Annotated in this window: 18 protein-coding genes; 7 read left to right on the forward strand and 11 right to left on the reverse strand. The window is 68.4% G+C overall.

Features of this window, described 5'->3' with window-relative positions; translation table 11 throughout:
• Window positions 1–376 precede the first annotated feature (376 nt).
• From gltB to ON38_RS00250, 3 genes are all read left to right on the forward strand, one after another.
• Window positions 377–5,029 carry a glutamate synthase large subunit gene (gene gltB, locus ON38_RS00240; RefSeq protein ID WP_039821339.1) on the forward strand — a complete coding sequence of 1,551 codons (4,653 nt, stop codon included), beginning with the start codon at window positions 377–379 and terminating at the stop codon, window positions 5,027–5,029.
• 56 nt (window positions 5,030–5,085) lie between these two features.
• On the forward strand, window positions 5,086–6,555 hold the full coding sequence (locus ON38_RS00245) for a glutamate synthase subunit beta (protein WP_039821341.1): 1,470 nt from the start codon (window positions 5,086–5,088) through the stop codon (window positions 6,553–6,555).
• A 383-nt stretch (window positions 6,556–6,938) separates the two neighbouring features.
• A complete protein-coding gene (locus tag ON38_RS00250; protein WP_039821343.1) occupies window positions 6,939–7,838 on the forward strand; it encodes a cutinase family protein in 900 nt (299 codons plus the stop codon).
• Here ON38_RS00250 and ON38_RS00255 read toward each other — a convergent pair whose 3' ends face one another.
• The 3 genes from ON38_RS00255 to lysX form a co-directional block, all read right to left on the reverse strand.
• Window positions 7,839–8,450, reverse strand: a complete 612-nt coding sequence (locus ON38_RS00255; RefSeq protein WP_039821396.1) for a histidine phosphatase family protein — start codon at window positions 8,448–8,450, stop codon at window positions 7,839–7,841.
• 196 nt (window positions 8,451–8,646) lie between these two features.
• Window positions 8,647–9,111: a hypothetical protein gene (locus ON38_RS36910; RefSeq protein WP_176564622.1), complete on the reverse strand. Its 465-nt coding sequence runs from the start codon at window positions 9,109–9,111 to the stop codon at window positions 8,647–8,649.
• Between the two features lie 116 nt (window positions 9,112–9,227).
• The gene (gene lysX / locus ON38_RS00265; RefSeq protein WP_051164215.1) at window positions 9,228–12,563 is read right to left on the reverse strand and encodes a bifunctional lysylphosphatidylglycerol synthetase/lysine--tRNA ligase LysX; all 3,336 of its coding nucleotides are present in this window, start codon (window positions 12,561–12,563) and stop codon (window positions 9,228–9,230) included.
• A 257-nt stretch (window positions 12,564–12,820) separates the two neighbouring features.
• On the opposite strand from lysX, the gene ON38_RS00270 reads away from it, so the two are divergent.
• Window positions 12,821–13,042 (forward strand): RNA-binding S4 domain-containing protein, encoded by a 222-nt coding sequence (locus ON38_RS00270; protein WP_039821345.1) that lies wholly within the window; start codon window positions 12,821–12,823, stop codon window positions 13,040–13,042.
• A gap of 25 nt (window positions 13,043–13,067) precedes the next feature.
• On the opposite strand, the gene rraA is transcribed toward ON38_RS00270, so the two are convergent.
• From rraA to ON38_RS00310, 8 genes are all read right to left on the reverse strand, one after another.
• A complete protein-coding gene (rraA, locus tag ON38_RS00275) occupies window positions 13,068–13,556 on the reverse strand; it encodes a ribonuclease E activity regulator RraA (protein WP_039821347.1) in 489 nt (162 codons plus the stop codon).
• A gap of 37 nt (window positions 13,557–13,593) precedes the next feature.
• Window positions 13,594–13,998: a DUF5313 family protein gene (locus tag ON38_RS00280; RefSeq protein ID WP_051164216.1), complete on the reverse strand. Its 405-nt coding sequence runs from the start codon at window positions 13,996–13,998 to the stop codon at window positions 13,594–13,596.
• A gap of 57 nt (window positions 13,999–14,055) precedes the next feature.
• The gene (locus tag ON38_RS00285; RefSeq protein WP_039821349.1) at window positions 14,056–14,433 is read right to left on the reverse strand and encodes a DUF5313 family protein; all 378 of its coding nucleotides are present in this window, start codon (window positions 14,431–14,433) and stop codon (window positions 14,056–14,058) included.
• Between the two features lie 9 nt (window positions 14,434–14,442).
• Window positions 14,443–15,369: a CopD family protein gene (locus ON38_RS00290; RefSeq protein WP_083872038.1), complete on the reverse strand. Its 927-nt coding sequence runs from the start codon at window positions 15,367–15,369 to the stop codon at window positions 14,443–14,445.
• Window positions 15,366–15,920 (reverse strand): copper resistance CopC family protein, encoded by a 555-nt coding sequence (locus ON38_RS00295; protein ID WP_039821350.1) that lies wholly within the window; start codon window positions 15,918–15,920, stop codon window positions 15,366–15,368. The genes ON38_RS00290 and ON38_RS00295 overlap by 4 nt, the downstream gene beginning before the upstream one ends.
• Complete coding sequence (locus ON38_RS00300) at window positions 15,917–16,567, reverse strand: YcnI family copper-binding membrane protein (RefSeq protein WP_039821351.1); 651 nt, start codon at window positions 16,565–16,567, stop codon at window positions 15,917–15,919. Before ON38_RS00300 ends, ON38_RS00295 begins: the two co-directional genes overlap by 4 nt.
• Window positions 16,528–17,157, reverse strand: a complete 630-nt coding sequence (locus tag ON38_RS00305; RefSeq protein ID WP_157181621.1) for a hypothetical protein — start codon at window positions 17,155–17,157, stop codon at window positions 16,528–16,530. The genes ON38_RS00300 and ON38_RS00305 overlap by 40 nt, the downstream gene beginning before the upstream one ends.
• Before the next feature lie 146 nt (window positions 17,158–17,303).
• Window positions 17,304–17,942 (reverse strand): DUF6474 family protein, encoded by a 639-nt coding sequence (locus tag ON38_RS00310; RefSeq protein ID WP_039821352.1) that lies wholly within the window; start codon window positions 17,940–17,942, stop codon window positions 17,304–17,306.
• 199 nt (window positions 17,943–18,141) lie between these two features.
• On the opposite strand from ON38_RS00310, the gene ON38_RS00315 reads away from it, so the two are divergent.
• From ON38_RS00315 to ON38_RS00325, 3 genes are all read left to right on the forward strand, one after another.
• Window positions 18,142–19,896 carry a TM0106 family RecB-like putative nuclease gene (locus ON38_RS00315; protein ID WP_083872039.1) on the forward strand — a complete coding sequence of 585 codons (1,755 nt, stop codon included), beginning with the start codon at window positions 18,142–18,144 and terminating at the stop codon, window positions 19,894–19,896.
• A gap of 15 nt (window positions 19,897–19,911) precedes the next feature.
• Window positions 19,912–21,870, forward strand: a complete 1,959-nt coding sequence (gene htpG, locus ON38_RS00320; protein WP_039821353.1) for a molecular chaperone HtpG — start codon at window positions 19,912–19,914, stop codon at window positions 21,868–21,870.
• A gap of 136 nt (window positions 21,871–22,006) precedes the next feature.
• Window positions 22,007–22,831: a class I SAM-dependent methyltransferase gene (locus ON38_RS00325; RefSeq protein WP_039821354.1), complete on the forward strand. Its 825-nt coding sequence runs from the start codon at window positions 22,007–22,009 to the stop codon at window positions 22,829–22,831.
• Window positions 22,832–22,865 lie beyond the last annotated feature (34 nt).

The raw sequence follows: 22,865 nt of genomic DNA on the forward strand, positions 1-22,865 counted from the left end.
GCTAGATCCGATTATTAGGGCAACCTTGGTTGGTTGGGTCCCGGACCTGGCTTATCGTTTGCTCTTACGCCGCACATACCCATGTCCGGCCGAAGGGCATGCTCGGGCGACCACCGATCAGGCCAGCCTAGCGGGCGAAATCCCGCTCCCGGGTTCCGAACGCGTAAGCGTTTCGTTACCGGCGGGTACCTGCGCACAGCGGCGACAGGTGGAAAAACTTCAGACGTGACTGCACGCCGAACACCATCAGCGCGGCTGGTGTCGGCCAACGTACGAACGCAGTCCAAGCAGGGAGCGTTCGACAGTACCGGCGTTCGACAGGGCGTTCTCGCAAAGGCCGCACCACGTCGAGGTCGACTTTCTCGAAGGCAGAGGCATGACGCAACTACCTGGCCACAGGTCCCCCGGACCCATCGGGCTCTACGACCCGGCGAACGAACACGACGCCTGCGGTGTCGCCTTCGTCGGTGATATGCACGGCCGCCGCAGCCGTGACATCGTCGACAAGGCTATTACGGCCCTGTTGAATCTGGAGCACCGCGGTGCCGCGGGCGCCGAGCCGAACTCCGGCGACGGCGCGGGCATCCTCATCCAGGTACCCGACCGGTTCTTCCGGGCAGTCGTCGACTTCGACCTGCCGCCGGAAGGCTCCTATGCCACCGGCATCGCCTTCCTGCCGCAGGCCCGCCGCGAGGCCGCGCGCGCCTGCTACGGCGTCGAGAAGATCGTCAAGGAAGAGGGCCTGACGGTCCTGGGCTGGCGCGAGGTACCGATCGATGAATCGTCGCTCGGTGCGCTCTCGCGGGATGCCATGCCGCTGTTCCGGCAGGTGTTCATCGGTTCGCCCGCCGATTCGGCCGAACCGCTGTCCGGGATGGATCTCGAACGGCGCGCCTACGTGATCCGCAAGCGGGTCGAGCACGAACTCGGTCGCGCGGGCGCCGGCGAGGGCGCGGTGGGCAAGGAGTCGGTGTACTTCCCGAGCCTGTCCGGCCAGACCTTCGTCTACAAGGGCATGTTCACCACCCCGCAGCTGCGGGCCTTCTACCTGGACCTGCAGGACGACCGGGTGGAGAGCGCCCTGGGCATCGTGCACTCCCGGTTCTCCACCAACACATTCCCGTCCTGGCCGCTGGCGCACCCGTTCCGCCGGGTGGCGCACAACGGTGAGATCAATACCGTCGCCGGTAACGAGAACTGGATGCGGGCGCGTGAGGCGCTGCTGCGTTCGGACGTATTCGGCAAGGACTCGGCCGGTAAGAACCGGCTGGACAAGATCTTCCCCGTCTGTACCCCCGGGGCCAGCGATACCGCTCGCTTCGACGAGGTTCTGGAACTGCTCCACCTCGGCGGTCGCAGCCTGCCGCACGCGGTACTGATGATGATTCCCGAGGCATGGGAACGCAACGAGAACATGGACCCGGAACGCCGGGCGTTCTACGAGTACCACTCGATGCTGATGGAGCCGTGGGACGGCCCGGCGTCGGTGTGCTTCACCGACGGTACCGTCATCGGCGCCGTCCTGGACCGCAACGGTCTGCGCCCGAGCCGGGTCTGGGTCACCGACGACGGTCTGGTGGTCATGGCCTCCGAGGTCGGTGTCCTCGATATCGACCAGTCCAAGGTCGTCCGCAAGATCCGCCTGCAGCCCGGTCGTATGTTCCTGGTGGACACCGCCCAGGGGCGCATCGTCGGAGACGACGAGATCAAGGCGCAACTGGCCGCCGAACACCCCTACCGCGAGTGGCTCGACGAGGGCATCAAGCACCTCTCCGACCTCCCGGACCGGCCCCATATCCACATGTCGCACGATCGCGTGCTGATCCGCCAGCAGATCTTCGGGTACACCACCGAGGAACTGAACCTGCTGATCTCGCCGATGGCCAAGACCGGTGCCGAGGCGCTGGGTTCGATGGGTACCGACACTCCGATCGCGGTGCTGTCGGCGCGCCCGCGGCTGCTGTTCGATTACTTCTCCCAGCAGTTCGCGCAGGTCACCAACCCGCCGCTGGACGCCATCCGGGAAGAGGTCGTCACCAGCCTGCGCCGCCATATCGGCCCGGAGTCCGATCTACTGCATCCGAGCCCGGCATCCTGCCGGCAGATCGTGATCCAGCAGCCGATCATCGACAACGACGAACTGGCCAAGCTGGTCCACATCAACGACGACGGCAGCCAGCCCGGGCTGCGCTCGGTCGTGGTGCGCGGCCTGTACGAGGTCGCGGCCGGGGGCGCCGGTCTGCGCCGGGCGCTGGACGCGATCAACACCCAGGTCTCGGCCGCCATCGACGGCGGTGCCCGGATCATCGTGCTGTCCGACCGCGAATCCAACGAGAAGCTCGCGCCGATCCCGTCGCTGCTGCTGACCGCGTCGGTGCACCATCACCTGGTCCGGGAGCGCACCCGCACCATGGTCGGCCTGGTGGTCGAGGCCGGTGACGCCCGCGAGGTGCACCATATGGCCACGCTGGTCGGTTTCGGCGCCGCCGCGATCAACCCCTACATGGCCTTCGAGTCGATCGAGGACATGCTCGAGCGCGGCGCGCTGGAGATCCCCGGCAGCACCGGGGACCTGGCCGCCGACTACCGCAAGGCCGTCGCGAACTACAACAAGGCCGCCAGCAAGGGCGTGCTGAAGGTGATGTCCAAGATGGGCATCTCCACCGTCGCCTCCTACAACGGCGCGCAGCTGTTCCAGGTGATCGGCCTGTCGCAGGAACTGGTGGACGAGTACTTCACCGGACTGCGCTCGCATCTGGACGGGATCGGCCTGGACGAGATCGCCACCGATGTGGCGACCCGGCACGCCGTGGCGTTCCTGGAGAACCGCAACGAGCGCGCGCATCGCGAGCTCGAGGTGGGCGGCGAGTACCAGTGGCGGCGTGAGGGCGAGTACCACCTCTTCAACCCGGACACCGTCTTCAAACTGCAGCACGCCACCCGCAGCGGTCAGTACTCGATCTTCAAGGAGTACACCAAGCTGGTCGACGACCAGTCCGAGCGGCTGGCCTCGCTGCGCGGCCTGTTCCGGTTCAAGAAGGGCGCGCGCTCCCCGATCCCGATCGAGGAGGTCGAGCCCGCGTCCGAGATCGTGAAGCGCTTCTCCACCGGCGCCATGAGCTACGGCTCCATCTCGGCCGAGGCGCACGAAACCCTCGCCATCGCCATGAACCGTCTCGGCGGCCGCTCCAACTCCGGTGAGGGTGGCGAATCGCCGGCCCGCTTCGAGCCGGAGGACAACGGCGACTGGCGGCGCAGCGCGATCAAACAGGTGGCCTCGGGCCGCTTCGGCGTGACCGCGCACTACCTGACCAACTGCACCGATATCCAGATCAAGATGGCCCAGGGTGCCAAGCCCGGTGAGGGCGGCCAACTGCCCGCGCACAAGGTGTACCCGTGGGTCGCCGAGGTCCGCCACTCCACCCCGGGTGTCGGCCTGATCTCGCCGCCGCCGCATCACGACATCTACTCGATCGAGGATCTGGCGCAGCTCATCCACGACCTGAAGAACGCGAATCCGCAGGCGCGGATCCACGTGAAGCTGGTCGCCGAGCCCGGCGTCGGCACGGTCGCGGCGGGTGTCTCCAAGGCGCACGCCGACGTGGTACTCATCTCCGGCCACGACGGTGGGACCGGCGCCTCCCCGCTGACCTCGCTCAAACACGCCGGTGGCCCGTGGGAGCTCGGCCTGGCCGAGACCCAGCAGACCCTGCTGCTCAACGGACTGCGTGACCGGATCGTGGTGCAGGTCGACGGCCAGATGAAGACCGGCCGTGACGTGATGATCGCGGCCCTGCTGGGCGCCGAGGAATACGGTTTCGCGACCGCGCCGCTCGTGGTCTCGGGCTGCATCATGATGCGGGTCTGCCACCTCGACACCTGCCCGGTCGGCGTGGCCACCCAGAATCCGGTGCTGCGGGAACGCTTCACCGGTAAGGCCGAGTTCGTCGTGAACTTCTTCATGTACATCGCCGAGGAAGTCCGGGAACTGCTGGCGGAGCTGGGTTTCCGCACGCTGGACGAGGCTATCGGCCGGGTCGATCTGCTCGACACCGCCAAGGCCAAGCGGCACTGGAAGGCGAGCAAACTGGATCTTTCGCCCATCCTCGACGATGTCGAGACGGCGTTCATGTTCCAGGACCGCCGCCGGACCAAGGAGCAGGACCACGGCTTGGACAAGGCGCTGGACAACGAGCTCATCGCGCAGAGCCGCGACGCGCTCGAGTACGGCAAGCCGGTCCGGATCGACACCAAGATCACGAACGTGAACCGCACGGTCGGCACCATGCTCGGCCACGAGGTGACCAAGCTCTACGGTGGCGCCGGCCTGCCCGACGACACCATCGACATCACGCTCACCGGCTCGGCCGGTAACAGCTTCGGCGCGTTCGTCCCCGCCGGTATCACCCTGCGGGTGCAGGGCGACGCGAACGACTATGTCGGCAAGGGTCTTTCGGGTGGCCACCTGGTGGTCCGCCCGGCGCCCAACGCCCCGGCCGATTTCCGGGCCGAGGACAACATCATCGCCGGCAACGTCATCCTGTTCGGCGCGACCAGCGGCCAGGCGTTCATCAGCGGTGTGGTCGGCGAACGGTTCGCCGTGCGCAACTCCGGCGCCACCGCGGTGGTCGAGGGCGTCGGTGACCACGCCTGCGAGTACATGACCGGTGGGCGGGTCGTCATCCTGGGTGACACCGGACGCAACTTCGGCGCCGGTATGTCCGGTGGCCTGGCGTTCGTCTACGACCCCGACGGCACCTTCGCCGGCCGGGTCAACCCGGAACAGGCCGAAGCCATCGAACCGCTGTCCGGTGACGATTTCACCTGGCTGCGCGACATCATCGGCCAGCACCGCGATCAGACCGGCTCGGCGGTGGCCGAACGGATCCTGGGCGATTGGTCCCAGCAGGTCAACCACTTTGTAAAGGTCATGCCGCGCGAGTACAAGAAGGTGCTGCTCGCTATCTCCGAGGCCGAGAAGAGCGGTAAGGACGTCGACGAGGCGATCATGGAGGCCGCTCGTGGCTAGTAAGACAATTCCGCAGAGGGCGTCGACGAGGCGCTGTGACCATTCGGGGGCCGCTCGTGGGTGACACCCAAGGATTTCTGAAGCACACGTCCCGGGAGCTACCCGCCCGCCGTCCGGTGCCGCTGCGCCTGATGGACTGGAAAGAGGTCTACCAGGAGGGTTTTCCGCACGAGACCCTGCAGCGGCAGGCCAGCCGCTGTATGGACTGCGGTATTCCGTTCTGTCACAACGGCTGCCCGCTGGGGAACCTGATTCCGGAATGGAACGACCTGGTCTACAAGGACCGCTGGCGCGAGGGTATCGACCGGCTGCACGCGACCAACAACTTCCCGGAGTTCACCGGTCGGCTGTGCCCGGCGCCGTGTGAGGCGTCCTGCGTGCTCGGGATCAACCAGGACCCGGTGACCATCAAGCAGGTCGAGGTCGAGATCATCGAGAACGCCTTCGACGAGGGCTGGGTCGCGCCGGTCTACCCGACCCGGCTCACCGGCAAGAAGGTCGCCATCGTGGGGTCCGGCCCCGCGGGGCTGGCCGCCGCACAGCAGCTGACCCGGGCCGGCCACACCGTGACCGTGTTCGAGCGGGCCGACCGCATCGGCGGTCTGATGCGGTACGGCATCCCGGAATTCAAGATGGAGAAGCGTTTCATCGACCGCCGCCTGGCCCAGATGGAGGCCGAGGGCACCATCTTCAAGCCCGGCGTCAATGTCGGTGTCGATATCACCGCCGATGAGCTGCGCGAGCAGTTCGACGCGGTAGTGCTCGCCGGTGGCGCCACCCAGGCGCGCGATCTGCCCATCCCCGGTCGCGAACTCGACGGCATCCACCAGGCCATGGAATTCCTGCCGTGGGCCAACCGGGTCCAGCACGGTGATCCGGTGACCGACGACAAGGGTCTGCCGCCGATCCACGCGCACGGTAAGAAGGTCGTCATCATCGGCGGCGGTGACACCGGCGCCGACTGCCTGGGCACCTCGCACCGCCAGGGCGCGGCCAGCGTGCACCAGTTCGAGATCATGCCGCGGCCGCCGGAGGAGCGGGCCGGCTCCACTCCCTGGCCGACCTACCCGCTCATGTACCGGGTGTCCTCGGCGCACGAAGAGGGCGGCGAGCGGGTGTTCTCGGTGAACACCGAACGTTTCGTCGGGGCGGACGGCAAGGTCACCGGGCTGGACGCGCACGAGGTCAAGATGGTCAACGGCCGGTTCGAGAAGGTCGAGGGCACCGATTTCACCCTCGAGGCGGATCTGGTGCTGCTGGCCATGGGCTTCGTCGGCCCCGACAAGCCGGGCCTGCTCACCGATCTCGGTGTCGGCTACGACCAGCGTGGGAATGTCCAGCGGGACAAGAACTGGGCCACCAACATCCCCGGCGTGTTCGTCGCCGGTGATATGGGGCGCGGTCAGTCCCTGATTGTCTGGGCGATCGCCGAGGGCCGGGCCGCCGCCTCGTCGGTGGACCGGTACCTCGAGGGCGAGACGGCGCTGCCCGCGCCGATCCCGCCGACCGCTGTCGCCCAGCGCTGACCGCGGGACGGCGGTCCGCTACCGCCGAACCGGAGACGCTCCGGCACAAATGAATACGCTACGGCGCGGTGTTCCCGGTTTCTCGGGGGCACCGCGCCGACATATTTCGGGCGGGGGCGGAATTCGCACGCTGCATTTCCGGTGATACCCGGCAACCGGCCGTATCCGGTGCTCGGCGTGGGAGTTGGGCTGGCGATACCAAGATCGTCGCTCTATTGTTATCTCCGGTGTGTCTCGGTACGAGATCGTGATCCGATCGTGTAGTTGTGACGCGTGGTTGTTGTTCACCTGTTACACACATCGGTGTCATCGGCCGAGTTCAGCATCTTGGCGATGGCTTAACGGGAGCGTCCCGATCAGGGGCCAGGGTTGACTGGAGCAGAATGCAGTTCAAAAGGGTTGCCGCGGCGTTGGGTGCCTGTGCGGCGGTTGCGTCGGGAATGGTTTTCGGGGGATCGGTTGCCTCGGCGGACCCCGGATGCCCGAGTCTCTATGTGGTGGCGATTCCCGGAACCTGGGAAACCGGCCACGACAAGCGCCCCACTCCGGGCATGCTCGCCCGGGTGACCAACGGTCTACCGTCCTCGGCGAAGGTCGACTATGTCACCTACGCGGCGACCGCTTTCCCGTGGGAAGGCGATATCTATGCCGATTCGAAGAACGAGGCCGTGTCCAATGCGCGCGGCATGATCACCGATATGGTCCAGCGCTGCGGCGCCACCAAGATCGCGCTGGTGGGTTACAGCCAGGGCGCCGACGCCGCCGGTGATCTCGCCGCCGAGATCGGTACCGGGCTCGGTGCGATCCGGCCGGAAAGCATCGCGGGCGTCGGGCTGATCTCCGATCCGCGGCGGGCGCCCGGTGATATCCAGGTCGGCCCGCCCGCGCCGGGCGCCGGTGCCGGCGGCCCCCGGGTCGGTGGATTCGGCTGGGTCAGCGACCGTACCCGCACGGTGTGCATCCCCGACGATCTCTACTGCGCCACCGCCTCCGACGATTTCGTCACCCGGTTCGCCGGTTTCCTCGCGCAGAGCTCCGACGCGAACCCGGCCAATATCTGGCGTTACCAGCTGGAAGTCGGCGCCATCGTGAGTGACCTGATCTCCAAGGGCGGGCTGCCCACGCTGCAGGCCCAGCTGACCCGCGGCGCCAACGAACAGCGGGTGAAGGATCTCGACACCTTCTACCGGTCCGAGTCGCATGTCGCCTACGGCAGCTACAAGGTCGGCGGCGGCCAGACCGCGCTGTCGTGGATGCACAACTGGATCGCCGGAATGGCCTGATCAGCCGGAGATATTCCGGGGTAGCAATTCCCAGACGTGTCCGTTCTCGTTCACGGTCGCCGCGGTGCGGCGACCGGTCCGGGAGAACAGGATCCGGGTGATCGAGCAATAGTCGATCGGAAAGGTCAGCGGCCGGGCCAGACCGAGAATGTCCTGCAGGGTGACGTTGATGACGCCGCCGTGCGCGAACACCACCACGGTGTCGGCGGCGGGAGTGGTGGAGGCGATCTCGGTGATCGCGTCGTGCACCCGGTGCCGGAAGGCATCGGCATCGATCTGCAGCGGTAGGTGCCCGGCCTTGATTCTGTCGTAGGTGTCCCGGAACTCCACCTTCGCGTCCTCGATCGGGATATAGGACGGCAGGTCGCGATCGTATTCGGCCAGATCATCCATGATGTCCACGGCCAGGCCCAGCTTCGCGGCGGTGGGCGCCGCGGTTTCGCGGGCGCGGCGTTGCGGGCTGCTGATCACCCGGACGATGCGGTGGTGTTCCAGGGCGGCCGGTACCCGTTCGGCCTGATCCACGCCGATGGGCGCCAGACCGGGGTCGGCCGCCTGCCCGGCATTCTCGACCCGGAGCGGCTGGCCATGGCGAACGAGTATCAACTGCACGGGTCCACTCTGCCGCATCGGGCGCGCGGATCGGCAGCGAGGTGGCGGCTCGGCGGCCGATCGAGAACAGGCGGCGCCGAGGGGTCGAAGGTCGGTGGCGCGAAGGTCGGTGGCGGCGGACCGCCGCGCGTTTCCGTAACGCAGCAGGGCCCGGTTCGCCGACATCGCGGCGAACCGGGCCCTGGGTGCGAGTGGGTTACTGCCCGGTGGGCGGGTAAGGCGGCTGGCCGCCCTGCGGGGGATTGGGGTAGTTCGGGTCGGAGGGGTAGCCGCCCTGCTGCGGATAGCCGCCCTGCTGGGGGTAACCGCCCTGCTGGGGATAGCCACCTTGCTGGGGATAGCCGCCCTGCTGGGGGTAACCGCCCTGCTGGGGGTAACCGCCGTGCTGCGGATAGCCACCCTGGGGAGGCTGGCCCGGCTGGGGGAACTGGCCCGAGGAGTTGTTGTCGCTCTTCTTCTTCCGGGCCAGCAGGATGACGGCGACGATGATCACCACCACGACCACACAGCAGATCAGGCCGAACAGACCGAAGCCGCCACCGCCCTTGCCCTTGCTCCGCTTGCGGGCGGTGAACTCGACAGCCGACGCCAGCGTATCGGTGTTGGCCCACGCCGAATAGTCCACCTGGCCGGCGTGGGTGAGCAGATCCACGTAACTCAAATCGAACCCCGTTCCGAAGGAAGGCCCCTCCTCCCGGGGCCGAAGTCACTACACCGTACTTCCCCGAGCGGCGGGCCGGAAACCTTCCCTACGATCCGTACTGGGGAGATGCCTGATCAGCGGGGCCGCACCAAAGGGAACGTCTGGGTCTCCCGGAGCGCGCGCCCGGTCAGCAGCATGATCACCCGGTCCACGCCGAGGCCGAGACCGCCGGTCGGCGGCATGGCGTGCTCGAGTGCGCACAGGAATTCCTCGTCGAGTTCCATGGCCGCCTGCCCGCCGTCGGCCGCGAGCCGGGACTGGGCGGCCAGCCGTCGCCGCTGTTCCACCGGATCGGTGAGTTCGCTGCACCCCGACCCGAGTTCGATACCGCACGCCACCAGATCCCAGCGTTCGGCCAGGGCGGGGTCGCGGCGGGCCGGGCGGGCCAGCGGCGACACCGAGCTCGGGAAATCGGTGTAGAAGGTGGGTTCCCGAGTGGTCTCCACCACCAGCCGCTCGTAGAGCGCGTAGACCGTGCGGCCCTCGTCCCAGCCGGGCTGAGCGACGATATCGGCCTTATCGCACAGTTCCCGCAGGTCCGGTAGTGCGGTCCGGGGAGAGATATCGACACCGAGCTCCGTCGACAGCGCCTCGTATACCGACCGCACCCGCCATTCACCGGAGATGTCCACGGCATGCAGTGAACCGTCCGGGGTCGGCCGCATGGCGATCATCGAATCATTGGCGGCCAGCGCGGCCTGCTGCACCAACTGCCGGCACAGCGTCATCATGCGCCGATGATCACTATGTGCCTCGTAGGCCTCCAGCACGGTGTATTCGGGCAGGTGGCGGGTATCGGCGCGGGTGTTGCGGAAACCCGGGCCCAGTTCGAACAGTTTCTCGACCCCGCCGACACACAGTCGTTTCAGTGCCGGCTCCGGCGCGGCCCGCAGATGCAGATCGGTGTTGTCCGCATCGATACGGGTGCGCAGACTCCGGGCGGCCGCACCGCCGGGGCTGTGCTGCAGCACCGGTGTGGTGACCTCCAGGAACCCACAGTCGTGCAGGGCATCGCGCAGAGTCCGTAGCACCGCACTGCGCCGGGCCAGCAGTTCGCGCGCTTCCCGGTCGATCATGAGGTCCAGGTAACCGCGCCGCATGCGGACCTCGGGGTCGTTGAGGCCGCGCCATTTGTCCGGGAGTGGGTGCAGGCATTTGCCCAGCATCCGCCAATCCGCCACCAACAGGGACAGTTCACCGCGCCGGCTGTAGCCCAGCTGACCGCTGACCGACACCAGATCCCCCAGATCGACGAGTTCACCGAATTCGTCGAGGCGTCGCCGGCCGAGCCGGTCGCGGTCGAGCAGCAGCTGGATATCGCTGGTCCAGTCCCGGACCACCGCGAAGATCACACCGCCGTAGTCGCGGCGGCGCAGCAGACGCCCCGAGACGCGCACAGTCGTCCCGCGCGGGGTCCGGCGGGCGGCGGCCACCGTGTGGGTCGGCGGGAACGGCAGGGGATAGGGGTCGATATTCGCGGCGGCGAGCCGGTCCAGCTTCTCGATACGCACGCGAACCTGTTCGGGGCGGTGCGCCGCGATCTGCTCCGGTTCACCCGCCACCGGCCCGGTATTCGCGCCGGCACGTAGAGGTACCCGATGTTCCGGTGCGGCGCGGTGCCGGCCGGTATGCGTGAAGGCCGTGGATCTTCCGCCCGCCCGGGCCAGCAGACCTTCGGCGTGCGCCGCGGCGACGGCGATACGCGCCAGGTCGCGCGAGGAATCGCACAGGACGTAGCGAGGTTCCCACCGGGGCTGGTACCGCATACTCGCGCGGTGCAACTGGGCCAGCTGCCACCAGCGCGAGAACGCCAGCGGCAGGGTGCGGGCGCCGCGCAGGAGACCGGCCGCGGTATGCAACGCGGCCGGCGGCTTCCGGTATGTCACCGGCACGTACTCGCGCGCCGCCGCCTCGAACACCGACCGGAACAGTGTGAAACTCAGCGAGACCTGGTGGATGCCGTGCTGTTCGGCGCGCAGCGCCAGTTCCGCGATCAGCAGGTCGGTGGTCTCCGTGCTGCTGCCGGGTGCGCGGCGCAGCAATTCCAGTGTGGCACCGGTCTTTCCCCAGGGGACCAGGGAGAGCATTCCCAGCACCCGGTCGTCGGCGTCGACGGCTTCCACCAGCAGGCAGTCGCCGTCGTGCCGGTCGCCGAGCCGGTCCAGCGGCAGCGGATACCCGCGTTCGGTCTCACCGCGGCGCCAGTCCTCGGCACGTACCGTGAGCCGGGCGAGTTCAGCGGTGCCGATATCGCGGTGCCGCCGGATCCGGACTGTCACACCTTCTTTGCGGAGCCGGGTGACCGACTGCCGTACCGGCGCGAGTTCCGGCGCGGCCAGCGAGAAGCTGCGGGTGTCGAGGACGGCCTCCGCGCCGGAGGTCACCGCGGTGAGCCCGGCGCGCTGGTAGACCGATACGGCGGATTCGCTCGCTCCGATCACCGCGACCGGCCAGCCGAAGACACGGGCGTGGCGTTGCCAGGTCTCGATCGCCTGCGGCCAGGAGTCGCGCGCCCCGATGGGATCGCCGAGGGCAAGGCAGATGCCGTACTCCACCCGATAGCCTATGGCCGCCCTGCCGTTCGGGGTGAAGATCAGGGACCGGTCCCGGCGGGTCGCGAAATAGTCGATCGAACCGGCGGAATCCGCTCCCGCCAGCAGTTCGCGCAGCGCCGATTCGTCGGCGGCGGTGAGTGCGTATTCGGTACGCCGGGTGCGGTGCAGGACCACGGCGCTCGCCCCGAACGCCAGCGCGCCGAACAGCCCGACCAGGAACTGGGCCGGGAAAGACGGTACGCCGGCGGTTTCCGGTGAGCCGGGTATCAGGTGCGCGGTGAGTTCGGTGATGACCCATATGGCGCGTTGCCCGGTGGTCGGCAGCGATCCGGGCAGCACCTGGACCACACCCCACCCGGCCACGGCCGCGATCGGCAGACCGGCGGCCAGCGTCACCGCGGCCGGGCGCAACGCGCAATGGCGGACACGGGCGGCGAATTCCGCGCGGCTCAGGACCAGTACGGTCAGTGCGACCAGCTGCAGGAGTGCGGCCACCGCGGCATGCCGGTCGTGTGTGCGCACGAGATCGGCCAGGTCGGCCGGGATCCGGCTCGCCAGGTAGAGCGACAGCGCCCACCAGGCGATCCGCTTGCGCCCGGCCAGCCCGATCGTCAGCAATCCGGTCAGTCCGGCCCACAGCAGGTTCGTATCGGGTGCGTAGAGGTAATAGCGGTCCAGGTAGTGGCGGGCGCCTGCCAGCGCCCCCGACAACGCCGGGGAGAGGCTCCACAGGAGGCAGGCGGCCGTGAATACACCCGGTACCAGCGCGGCGACACGCGGTATCGCCGCGAACCGCCCGGGCGTGCCGGATGGGCCGGGTGGTGCGGGGTGGTGCGGTTCCTGCGTGGATATCACGGCTCCAGTCTGCCGCCAGCAATCACCGAATCATGGCTGTGGCCCGGCGTGTTAGTGGTATATCGCGCCGGAAACGCATGTATTTCCCTGTGCGCGGGCACGGTTGGCCGATATGGGAAAGCGGGTCCCGGGCGTGGCGCGCGCAGCGGCCGTGAAATGCCGGAAATGTCTTGTTGTTACGGATCCGGGTCGATCCGCCCACCGAGTGCGCGGGGCCGGTCGGATAGCGCCGTGACCGGGGGAGTAAGCATGAACCCATGTCGGATCCCATCGATGTGCCGATCGACGACGGCGCCATACGGCTCGGGCAGTTCCTGAAACTCGCCAATCTGATCGAATCCGGGTCGGAGGCCAAAACCGTTATCGCGGCCGGTCTGGTGCGCGTGAACGACGAGGTCGAATTGCGCCGTGGACGGCAGCTGCAGGTCGGTGATGTGGTCGCCATCGCCGGCCACTCCGCCAGGGTGAGCGGCGGCTGATCTCGTCTGTGCCCGGCCGCGCCGATCAGGACTCGGCGCGGACCACGATGCCGTCGTGGTCGCTGTAGAGCATCTCGCCGGGGACGAAGGTCACGCCACCGAACTCCACCGGGACGTTCTTCTCGCCGCTCCCGGTCTGAGTGCTCTTGCGCGGGTTGGTGCCCAGCGCCTTCACACCGATACCCAGGGTTCGCAGAATCGCCGAGTCGCGGACCGCGCCGTTCACCACGACCCCGGCCCAGCCGTTGTCTACCCCGCGGCCGGCGATGACATCGCCCACCAGAGCGGTGTGCACGCTCGCGCCGCCGTCGACGACCAGGACCTGCCCGGCACCGGGCTCCCCGAGCGTCTGCTTGACCAGCAGATTGTCCTGGAAGCAGCGGATCGTGGTGATCCGGCCGGAGAAGACCTGGTGGCCGCCGAACTGGATGAACTGGGTGTCACAACTGCGGATATCGGGCCCGATCTCGTCGGCGAGATCCGCGGTGGCCACCTGCTGCTCTGATTCGGTCACGTTTCCGATTGTGCCGGGTGTGTTCCGGCGACGCCCATCAACCCCCTGGGCCGGGCTCCATCATTCCGGTGCCGTGGCGCTGATGGCGATAGCGCAGGTTGTATATCTCACGGTCGCAGTCCTTGCATTTCTCGTGGTCGACCAGATCCGGGTCCAAACCGTGCTGGACCAGGCGGTACCGGCGCCACACATAGGTCAGCGCGATCGTGAAGATGATCAACGGAACGATCATCATGACGATCAGGCCGAGCTTGAGGGTCATGGGGCCCGGGAACAGCAGGATCAGCGCGAAGAAGGGGATGATCGGCCCGATGAAGCGGATCAGGTAGCGCTGCATGGCTCCGTGGCCGACGAGGTCCTGGACCACCCACTCGTGCATTTCCGCGGGCAGCTCGCGGCCCAGATCGTAGGCGATCCGTTGCTTGAGGGTCGGCGTTTCCATAGCTCCAGGCTATGCCGGTGTGATATCGCTCACCAGGGGTATTTCCCGGCGTTGTGCTCAGCCGCGGCCGTGCCGACGCTCATAGGCGGCGCGCTCGCGTTCGGCCCGGCGGCGGACGTCGGCGTCGGCCAGCGCCGGGTCCAGGCCGTGCTTGACCAGCCGATTGCGCCGGAAGACGTAGGTCAGCGCCACGGTGAAGTAGATCAGCGGCAGCAGGAGCAGCGCCATCATGGACGCTCCTATCCACAGCGGGCCGGGGACCAGCAGGAACAGCAGCAGCACCAGTACGAGGGGTACCAGCATCCGCACCAGGTAGCGGCGGGTGGCGCCCGGGCCGGTGAGATCGTTCAGCACCCAGTCGGAGTACTCGGCGGGCAACGCGCGGCCACAGATGTACCCGATCCGCTGGAACAGATTCGGGGCACCGGCAGCCATGGACCCAGGCTATCCCGTGATGGCCAGGGACGCCGCCAGCCCGAACACCAGCGCCATCACCGCGAGCTCGACCACCGCCCGCCGTAGCGAGCCCTCCGCCGGCATCTGGTGGCGGGCCGCCGCGACCACCCAGCTCCGCCGCCACCACCAGCCCAGCACGAGCAGGACCGCCAGCAGCACCGTCTTGGCGAGCATGATCCGGCCGTAGCCGGTGGTGAAGAACGGCGCGATACCGCCCAGGCGCACCAGGCCGTTGATCACGCCGGTCAGCGCCACCGCGGCGATCATGGGCAAGGCGACCCCCGAATACCTGGGCAGGGCGTCGGCCCAGCCACGGCGTCCGCGCACCACCAGGGCCAGCCCCAGCAGCAGACCCAGCCAGGTCGACGCCGCCAGCGCGTGTACTCCGGCCAGCACCGAACCGGCTGCCTGCTGCGACATATGCCCCGTGATCGGCCGCAGGGTCACGCTGACGGCGGCGAACACCAGCACCAGGTCCGGCGTGCGCTGACCGGGCCGCCGGAAGGCGATCGCGGCGTACACCGCGATCGCCCCGGTGGCCAGCAGGATGGCCAGGCCGATCTGGCCCGCGCTGATCCGGGTCAGATAAATGCCGAAATCGGCCGGGCTCAGCGCGCTCACCCCCGAACCGACCACCTCGCCCGCCGCGAAGACCAGGGTGGCGAATTCCAGACAGCACCACAGACCGGCCAGCACCGCGATCATCCGCCAGGGAAGCTCGATCCGGTCCGCCAGCCGGGGCAGGGCCGCCAGGCCGAGCACCGCCGCACCCGCGATATCGGCGCAGCAGCGCACGGCCGATGCTGCCGGAACCCCGGCGAGCGCCCAGGCCAGCAGTACCCCGAGCAGGCCCGCCGGTATCACGAGTCCGAGCGTGAACCGGTCGTCGGTCCCGCTCGGGAGAGCCTTTCTCACCGCTGGTTCTTGCCCTTGCCCAGGTGCGAGCCGAACAGCGCGAACGCGAGTCCGCCGCCGAACAGGACGACCGCACCCACGATGTACACCCAGACCGGAATGCCGCCGCCCGAGCCGTCGTCCGCACCGCGGGCGTTCGCGGCCGGGCCCGGGGTGCCGTTACCCGCCTTGCTCAGCGTGAAGGCACGTTCACCGTTGACCACGTGACCGTCGGCCGAGGTGACCCGGAAGGCCATCCGGTATTCACCGGCCGGGCCCAGCTCACCGACCTCGACGCTGAGATTCCTGCCGTCCACGACCGGGTCGCCCTTGGACCACAGGTTGCCGTCCGGACCCACCACGGTCATGGCCGGGAAGTCGGGCTGCAGGGGTTCGTTGAAGGTGATGGTGGCGCGCTGTGGACCCACCTCGACGGTCGCGCCGTCCGCCGGGTCGCTGCCCACCACCGCGGAATGAGCGGCGGCCGGTCCGGCCAGTGCACCCAGGGTCACCATGAGCAGGGTGGCGACCAGCGCGAAGCGCCGGCCCCACCGGGTCGTGCGGTGGTTCATCGCCGGCTCCGGACCACCGCGCCGACTCCGGCGCCCAGCGCCAGTGCGCCCAGGGCCAGCCCCAGACCACCCAGCCAGCGGGCGGTGGTGTCCCCGCTGTCGGCGGAGGCGGCGGCCGCCTCGTCCCCGTGACCGCCGTGCTCGGTTTCGGCGCCGGTCAGCGTGACGACGGGCGAGGGATGTTCGACCGAATCGTGGTCACCGGTCTCGTTCCAGCGCACAACGGTGCCGTCGCTGTAGGTCTGCTCCGCCGGGAAGGCGACCGAATCCGAGTCCGGGAACGGCCCGAGCGATACCGCGAAGCGCTGGAATTCGCCCGGCCGGATTCCCGGGGATCCCGGGTTGGCGCTCCAGGTGACTGCGGTGACCTGGTCTTTGTCATTACGGTCGATCTTCGCGGTCCACCCGGGCACCGGTTCGGTACGCGCGGTGGAGAACCCGGGCACGGTGATCCGCACCGCGGTGGTGGCGGCGGTATCCGATTCGGTCGGGACACTGAAGGTGGCGACCGCGCCGTGCCCGGGTGTGGCGTCCGGTGCGGAAACGCTCACGTGTGCGGCGGCGGTGCCGGCCGCGGCCAATACGAAACCCGCGGCGAAGGTCGCGGTCAGACCACGGCGCAGGACGGGGGAGATCCCGTGGGACATGTGTTGGAAGCTTTCTCTCCGGGGGAAGGGGTCTCGGGGTCGGTGCGCGCAGGTGGTGCGCGCGGACCCGGGGCCCCCGTCGGAGAGCGGTGGGCTGTGATCGGGGTGGTCGCGGCGATCCGGACCCGGGGCCGGCCCGGGGCAAGGCGGGGCGGTTCGAGCAGCACGCGCAGAACCGAGGATGCGCAACGGTAGAGCCGCTCGGCCGCGGTGATCGCCAGCGCGCAGACCGCGACGGCGAGTAGGTGGAAGGCGGTCATGGTCGACCCCGGCAGGGGCTCCGGGGTCGAATCGACGGGGGCGCCGTGATGGCCGGTGAGGCCGGTGAGCGCCCAGTGCCCGGCGAACTGCCCCACCGCGAGAGCGATCAGAGTGCTCCGGCCCGGGTAGGCCCGCGACCGGCCGGATACGCCGAGGATCGAACCGGCCGCCGCACCGGTCACCAGGGCGGTCAGCAGGAGTAACGCCGCTCCGGCGGATGTCGGGTATCCGCCGCCCGCGACCCCGTGCGCGGCGACGGCCAGGATCGCGGTAGTCGCGCCCACCACACAGCCCCGCAAAGGCGCGGGAGTCGGGTACGTGCTGGGCATCGCGGACTTTCGAATTCGGCCGACCTGACCGTGGACCGGCTGGTCGGAGAGTGGGGCAGGGCAGTGTCCATGGTCGCGGACCGGCCTCGGGCCCGCGCACCCGGCCCGGGTATCGGGCCGGGACTCCCACTCGACGACGGGCCGGGTCAGGCGACGCCCAGGCGAGCGAGGACGTCCGCCTCGATCCGGGACAGCTCGGTATTGATGGACGCGTACACCGACCGCCGCCGCCCCGAGGGCAGCTGATCGGCGGTACGGACGGCGGCGGTGAGCGCGTCGAGCCGGTTACGGGCGTCGGCGACGAACTGTTGGGTGTCCTTACCGGCCCGCCCGTCCGCGATCTTGTCCAACGCGGCTTCGGTATTGCCGATCCGTGCCCGTAGGCGGCCTCCGTGCCCGGCGTAGTCGCCGAGCCGGCTCACGCCGACGCCGAGTTGTCTGGCCCGGCGGGCGTCGAGCTGCCCGCGCAGATAGGTCGCGCCGCGGTAGGCCAGCGGGGCGAGCACCGGAACCAGCACCCGGGCCACCCCGATGTACTTCCTGATCTGGGCCGGGCTGAACGGATCCCGTTCCGCTCGCGCGGCCGCTTTGAGGGCCGCCTTCTCCTCGGCCTGCAGCGTGGCGACCTGGGCCTTGGCGACCTTGCGCTGGGAACGTGCTTCGGCGCGTTGCCGTTTCCGGTCGTTCTTCGCGGCGAGTTTGGCCTCCACAGCGGCCTTGTGCTTGAGAGCCCTGGCCTCGGCCCGCCGACTCGGCCGCCGTTTGCGCTTGGTGAACAACCCCATCGAAGGCCCTCCGTAATGCTGGTTCGCTACGGCGATACGACACGGAAAACCGCACCGTCCACCCGTGTCACACGGTTCGCCGACACCCTATCGGGTTCCCGGCCGCGTCGGCGAGAGACGCTGCCCGCGGCGGTGCGGCGACGCCGTTCCGGGATGCTCGATTGGGTGGACTGTCGGGGTCAGGGACCATACTGCTTGCGTGCAACCGGGCAGTGTCGACAGCGAAGACCCCTCCCACGCCGATCGTGAGCGGCGGGAGTCCGCCGCGCCCGCCGGGCGGGTCACCGCCGGCGCGGGCCGGCTCGCGTTCCTCGACGCCCGGGGTCTCATCGGCTGCCGGCATCGGCTCGGGATGGATGCCGCGCATCCGGAACTGCTCGCCGAAGTGCGTGAGGACACGGGGGTGCAGCAGCGCCGCGAGGCCGCGCAGGCCCATCGCGAACGGGTCCGCGACACTCTGGTCGCCGCCGACCCCGACGGCTGGGTGATCATCGACCCGGCCCTGCCGGCGAGCGCACGCGCCGAGGCCACGCTGCGTGCCTGCGCGGCGGGCACGCCCCGGATCTGGGGTGGGCTGCTGCCGCAGGAGCCGGACACCGGGCGCCGCGGCGGCGCCGAGATCCTGCTGCGCGACGAGCGCAACGGCGGCTATATCCCGGTGATCGTGGTCAACCACAAAGTGACCGATCCGCGCCGGCCCGACCCTGCCGAATTCCATCCACTGACCTCGGATCTCTTCTCCTGGAATCCGGTCCCCGACCGTGCCCGCAAACTCCGTCAGCAACCCCGTGACCAGCAGCGGCTGGCCCATGTGTACCGGATGCTGGAGCGGCACGGGCTGGCGCCGGCCGCCCGGGTCGGCGGGGTCATCGGGTTCCATTTCGACCGGATTCTCGTCCACGACCTGACGGCGATCCTTCCCGACTACGACAGCCGTTTCGCCGATCGGATCGCGGTGGTGCGCGGGCAACTGGAAACCGTGCCGTCGAAGGTCCCCGAATGCCGCCAGTGCATCTGGTGGAGCCGGGGCGCCGCGGGCGGCTGCCAGGCCTGGTTGAACGAGCATCGTGATGTGAGCGTGGTGGCGCCGGGTTCGCGCGCGGAGGTGCTGCGCGGGCACGGGGTGCGGACCATCGACGAACTGGCCGCCTGGTCGGGACCCGAACCCGAGGACTGGCAGCACGGGCCGTTCGAGGAAGCCGTCGTCACCGCGCGCGCCTGGCTGGTGCAGGCACCGCTGGTGCGCCGGTTCGACCGGGTCTGGGTGCGCCGGGCCGACGTCGAGGTGGATGTCGATCTGGAGAGCTACCAGGAGGAGGGCGCCTACCTGTGGGGGACCCTGCTCGACGGGCGGTACCGGGCGTTCGTCACCTGGGATCCCCTGCCCACCGAGGACGAGGGCCGCTCCTTCGGCGAGTTCTGGACCTGGCTGATGCAGGTGCGGGCCCAGGCCCTGACCGCCGGGAAGACCTTCGCCGCGTATTGCTATTCGCGCAGCGCCGAGGACAAATGGCTCTACGAGTCGGCGCGGCGGTTCGCCGGGCGTCCCGGGGTGCCGACCGAAGCCCAGGTCACCGAGTTCGTCGATTCGATCCAGTGGGTCGATATGTTCCAGGCGGTCACCGATCAGTTCATCTGCCCGAGCGGCAAAGGGCTCAAGAAGATCGCACCCGTGGCCGGGTTCGCCTGGCGCGATCCCGAGGCGGGGGGCGAGGCGTCGATGAGCTGGTATCGGCGTGCGGTGGGTTACGACGCCGAGCCCGACCTCACCCAGCGCACCCGGCTGCTGGAGTACAACGAGGACGATGTCCGGGCCACCGCGGTCCTGCGCGAATGGATGAATCCCCGGGTGCCGCGGGAGCACAGTGCCGACCGTGAGGTCCCTGCGCTGAGCGATTTCGCCGCGCCGCCCGGAACACCGCCCGACCTGTGGACCAGTTCCGCGCAGGCTTGATTACCATTGTCCAGCGTGACAGAGCACGTCGAACAACTCGAGTTCCAGGCCGAGACCCATCAGCTGCTCGAGCTGATGATCCACTCGGTCTACTCCAACAAAGACACGTTCCTGCGGGAGCTGATCTCGAACGCTTCCGACGCGCTGGACAAGCTGCGGCTGGAGTCCTACCGGGACAAGGATCTGCACGTAGACACCGACGACCTGCACATCGAGTTGGAGGTCGACAAGGATCAGCGGATCCTCACCGTCCGGGACAACGGTATCGGCATGTCCCGTGCCGAGGTGGTGGACCTGATCGGCACCCTCGCCAAATCCGGTACCGCCGAGGTGCGCCGGAAACTGAACGAGGCGAAATCCGAGGCCGCGGCCGGCGAGCTGATCGGCCAGTTCGGTATCGGCTTCTACTCGACCTTCATGGTCGCCGACAAGGTGGCACTCACCACCCGCCGTGCGGGCGAAACCACCGGTACCCGCTGGGAATCGACCGCCGGATCCGGTACCTACACCATCGAAACCCTCGACGAGGCCCCGCAGGGGACCGCCGTCACGCTGCACCTGAAGCCGGCGGACCCCGAGGATCATCTCTTCGACTACACCCAGGAATACAAGCTCCGCGAGATCGTCAAGAAGTACTCCGATTTCATCGCCTGGCCGATCCGGACGCAGGTCGAGCGCACGGTCACCGAGGGCGAGGGTGAGGAGAAGGAGGAGAAGACCGTCGTCGAGGAGCAGACGCTCAACTCGATGAAGGCCCTCTGGACCCGCCCGCGCAGCGAGGTCTCCGAGGAGGAATACCAGGAGTTCTACAAGCACGTCAGTCACGCCTGGGACGAGCCGCTGGAGATCATCCCGCTCAAGGCCGAGGGCACCTTCGAGTATCAGGCGCTGCTGTTCCTGCCCTCGCAGGCGCCGTTCGATCTGTTCACCCGTGAACACAAGCGCGGCGTCCAGCTCTATGTGAAGCGCGTGTTCATCATGGACAACTGCGAAGAGCTGATGCCGGAGTATCTGCGCTTCGTCAAGGGTGTGGTCGACGCGCAGGACCTCTCGCTCAATGTGTCCCGGGAGATCCTGCAGCAGGACCGTCAGATCCAGATGATTCGCAAACGTCTGGTCAAGAAGGTGCTGAGCAGTGTCAAGGATCTGCAGGGCGCCGAGGACCAGGCGAAGTACCGCACCTTCTGGCAGGAGTTCGGGCGGGTGCTCAAGGAGGGCTTGCTCTCCGACTTCGACAACCGGGAAACCATCCTGGAGGTGTCGTCCTTCGCCTCCACTCATTCCGACACCGAGGCGACCACGCTGGCGCAGTATGTGGAACGGATGCCCGAGGGGCAGGACGCCATCTACTACATGACCGGCGAATCCCGTGAGCAGGTGGAGAAGTCGCCGCATCTGGAGGCGTTCCGCGCCAAGGATCGCGAGGTGCTGATCCTCACCGATCCGGTGGACGAGATGTGGGTCGGGTCGGTCACCGAGTTCGACGGTAAGCCCTTCCAGTCGATCGCCAAGGGCGAGGTCGATCTGGAGACCGAGGAGGAGAAGAAGGAATCCGAGGCCCTGCGTGAACAGCAGGACAAGGATTTCGCCGAGGTGCTGACCTGGCTGGGTAAAACCCTCGAGGACAGCGTCAAGGAGGTCCGCCTCAGCTCGCGCCTGACCAGCTCGCCGGTCTGCCTGGTGGGTGATGTGTTCGATATGACCCCGATGCTGGAGCGGATGTACCGGGCGTCGGGCCAGGAGCTGCCGCAGTTCAAGCGGATCCTGGAGCTCAATCCCACCCATCCGCTGGTCACCGGTCTGCGAGACGCCTACGACAGCCGCAAGGACGACGCCGACGCGGGTAAGGTTCCCGAGCTGATCGAGACCGCCGAACTCCTGTACGGCACGGCAGTGCTGGCCGAGGGTGGGGAACTGAAGGATCCGGCCAAGTTCGCGCAGATCCTCGCCGAACGGCTCACGCGTACGCTCTGAGTGGTGCGGCCGGGCTTCTTTCGTCCACGGATCGGCTACGGCAGTAGGCGATCGCGGACGGCGGATACCCGGCCGTATCGGTGGACCGCGGCCGCCGCGGTCCACCGTATGCGCTGGGGAATCGACGAGATCGGATATGACCGTGCCCGAAAACCCGCTCGCCGCCGTGGATCCGTGGGATCTGGTCGCCGAGGACTATGCGGTGTCCACTATTTCGGTGATGCGCCCGTTCGCCGCCGCGGCGGTGCGACTCGCCGGCCTCGCCGGGCGGACACCGCCCGCACGGGTGGTCGATGTCGCGGCCGGTCCGGGCACGCTGAGCCTGCTGGCCGCGGAGCACGCCGAGCGGGTGGACGCCCTCGATTTCTCCGCGCCGATGATCGAGCAACTGAAGCACGCGGTGGCAGCGGCCGATGCGAGCAATGTGGTGGCGCGGGTCGGTGACGGGCAGGATTTGCCGTTCGCCGACGCCGAATTCGACGCCGCGTTCTCGATGTTCGGGCTCATGTTCTTCCCGGACCGGCCGCGCGGGTTCGCCGAACTGTTCCGGGTGCTGCGGCCCGGCGGGGTGGCGGTGGTGTCGAGCTGGGCGCCGATCGCGCAGTCCAGCTGGATGCAGATGTCGTGGCGCGCGCTCGGTTCGGCCGATCCGGATATCCGCCCACCGGCGCCGAACCCCGACAGCCTGGAGAACCCTGAGGTCTTCGAGCGTGAGATGCGCGCGGCGGGTTTCGAACGGGTCTCCGTGGTCCCGCATACGGTGGAGCTGGTCTTCGCCGACGCCGACGCACTACTCGCCCGGCTCACCCGCGGTATCGCGCCCCTGGAGTTGATGCGGCGCAGTATCGGCGACCAGGCGATGGCCGAGCGTATCGAAGCCATGCGTTCCTACTTGACCGAGCATTACCCGCCGGGCAGCCCGCTGACCACGACCGCGTATCTGGGGGTCGGCCATCGGTAACGGTGGTGTGCCGCCGCGGGTCGGTCAGGCGGTG

Source organism: Nocardia testacea NBRC 100365 (assembly GCF_000308775.1).
Taxonomy (GTDB): Bacteria; Actinomycetota; Actinomycetes; order Mycobacteriales; family Mycobacteriaceae; genus Nocardia; species Nocardia testacea.

Bases quoted from the DNA above. Each gene is read 5' to 3' on its own strand.
- gltB (WP_039821339.1), top strand. From the start codon at position 377: ATGACGCAACTACCTGGCCACAGGTCCCCCGGACCCATCGGGCTCTAC.
- ON38_RS00280 (WP_051164216.1), bottom strand. From the start codon at position 13,998: ATGGAAACGCCGACCCTCAAGCAACGGATCGCCTACGATCTGGGCCGC.
- ON38_RS00310 (WP_039821352.1), bottom strand. From the start codon at position 17,942: ATGGGGTTGTTCACCAAGCGCAAACGGCGGCCGAGTCGGCGGGCCGAG.
- ON38_RS00285 (WP_039821349.1), bottom strand. From the start codon at position 14,433: ATGGCTGCCGGTGCCCCGAATCTGTTCCAGCGGATCGGGTACATCTGT.
- ON38_RS00325 (WP_039821354.1), top strand. From the start codon at position 22,007: ATGACCGTGCCCGAAAACCCGCTCGCCGCCGTGGATCCGTGGGATCTG.
- ON38_RS00295 (WP_039821350.1), bottom strand. From the start codon at position 15,920: ATGAACCACCGCACGACCCGGTGGGGCCGGCGCTTCGCGCTGGTCGCC.
- ON38_RS00300 (WP_039821351.1), bottom strand. From the start codon at position 16,567: ATGTCCCACGGGATCTCCCCCGTCCTGCGCCGTGGTCTGACCGCGACC.
- ON38_RS00305 (WP_157181621.1), bottom strand. From the start codon at position 17,157: ATGCCCAGCACGTACCCGACTCCCGCGCCTTTGCGGGGCTGTGTGGTG.
- ON38_RS00270 (WP_039821345.1), top strand. From the start codon at position 12,821: ATGTCGGATCCCATCGATGTGCCGATCGACGACGGCGCCATACGGCTC.
- ON38_RS00250 (WP_039821343.1), top strand. From the start codon at position 6,939: ATGCAGTTCAAAAGGGTTGCCGCGGCGTTGGGTGCCTGTGCGGCGGTT.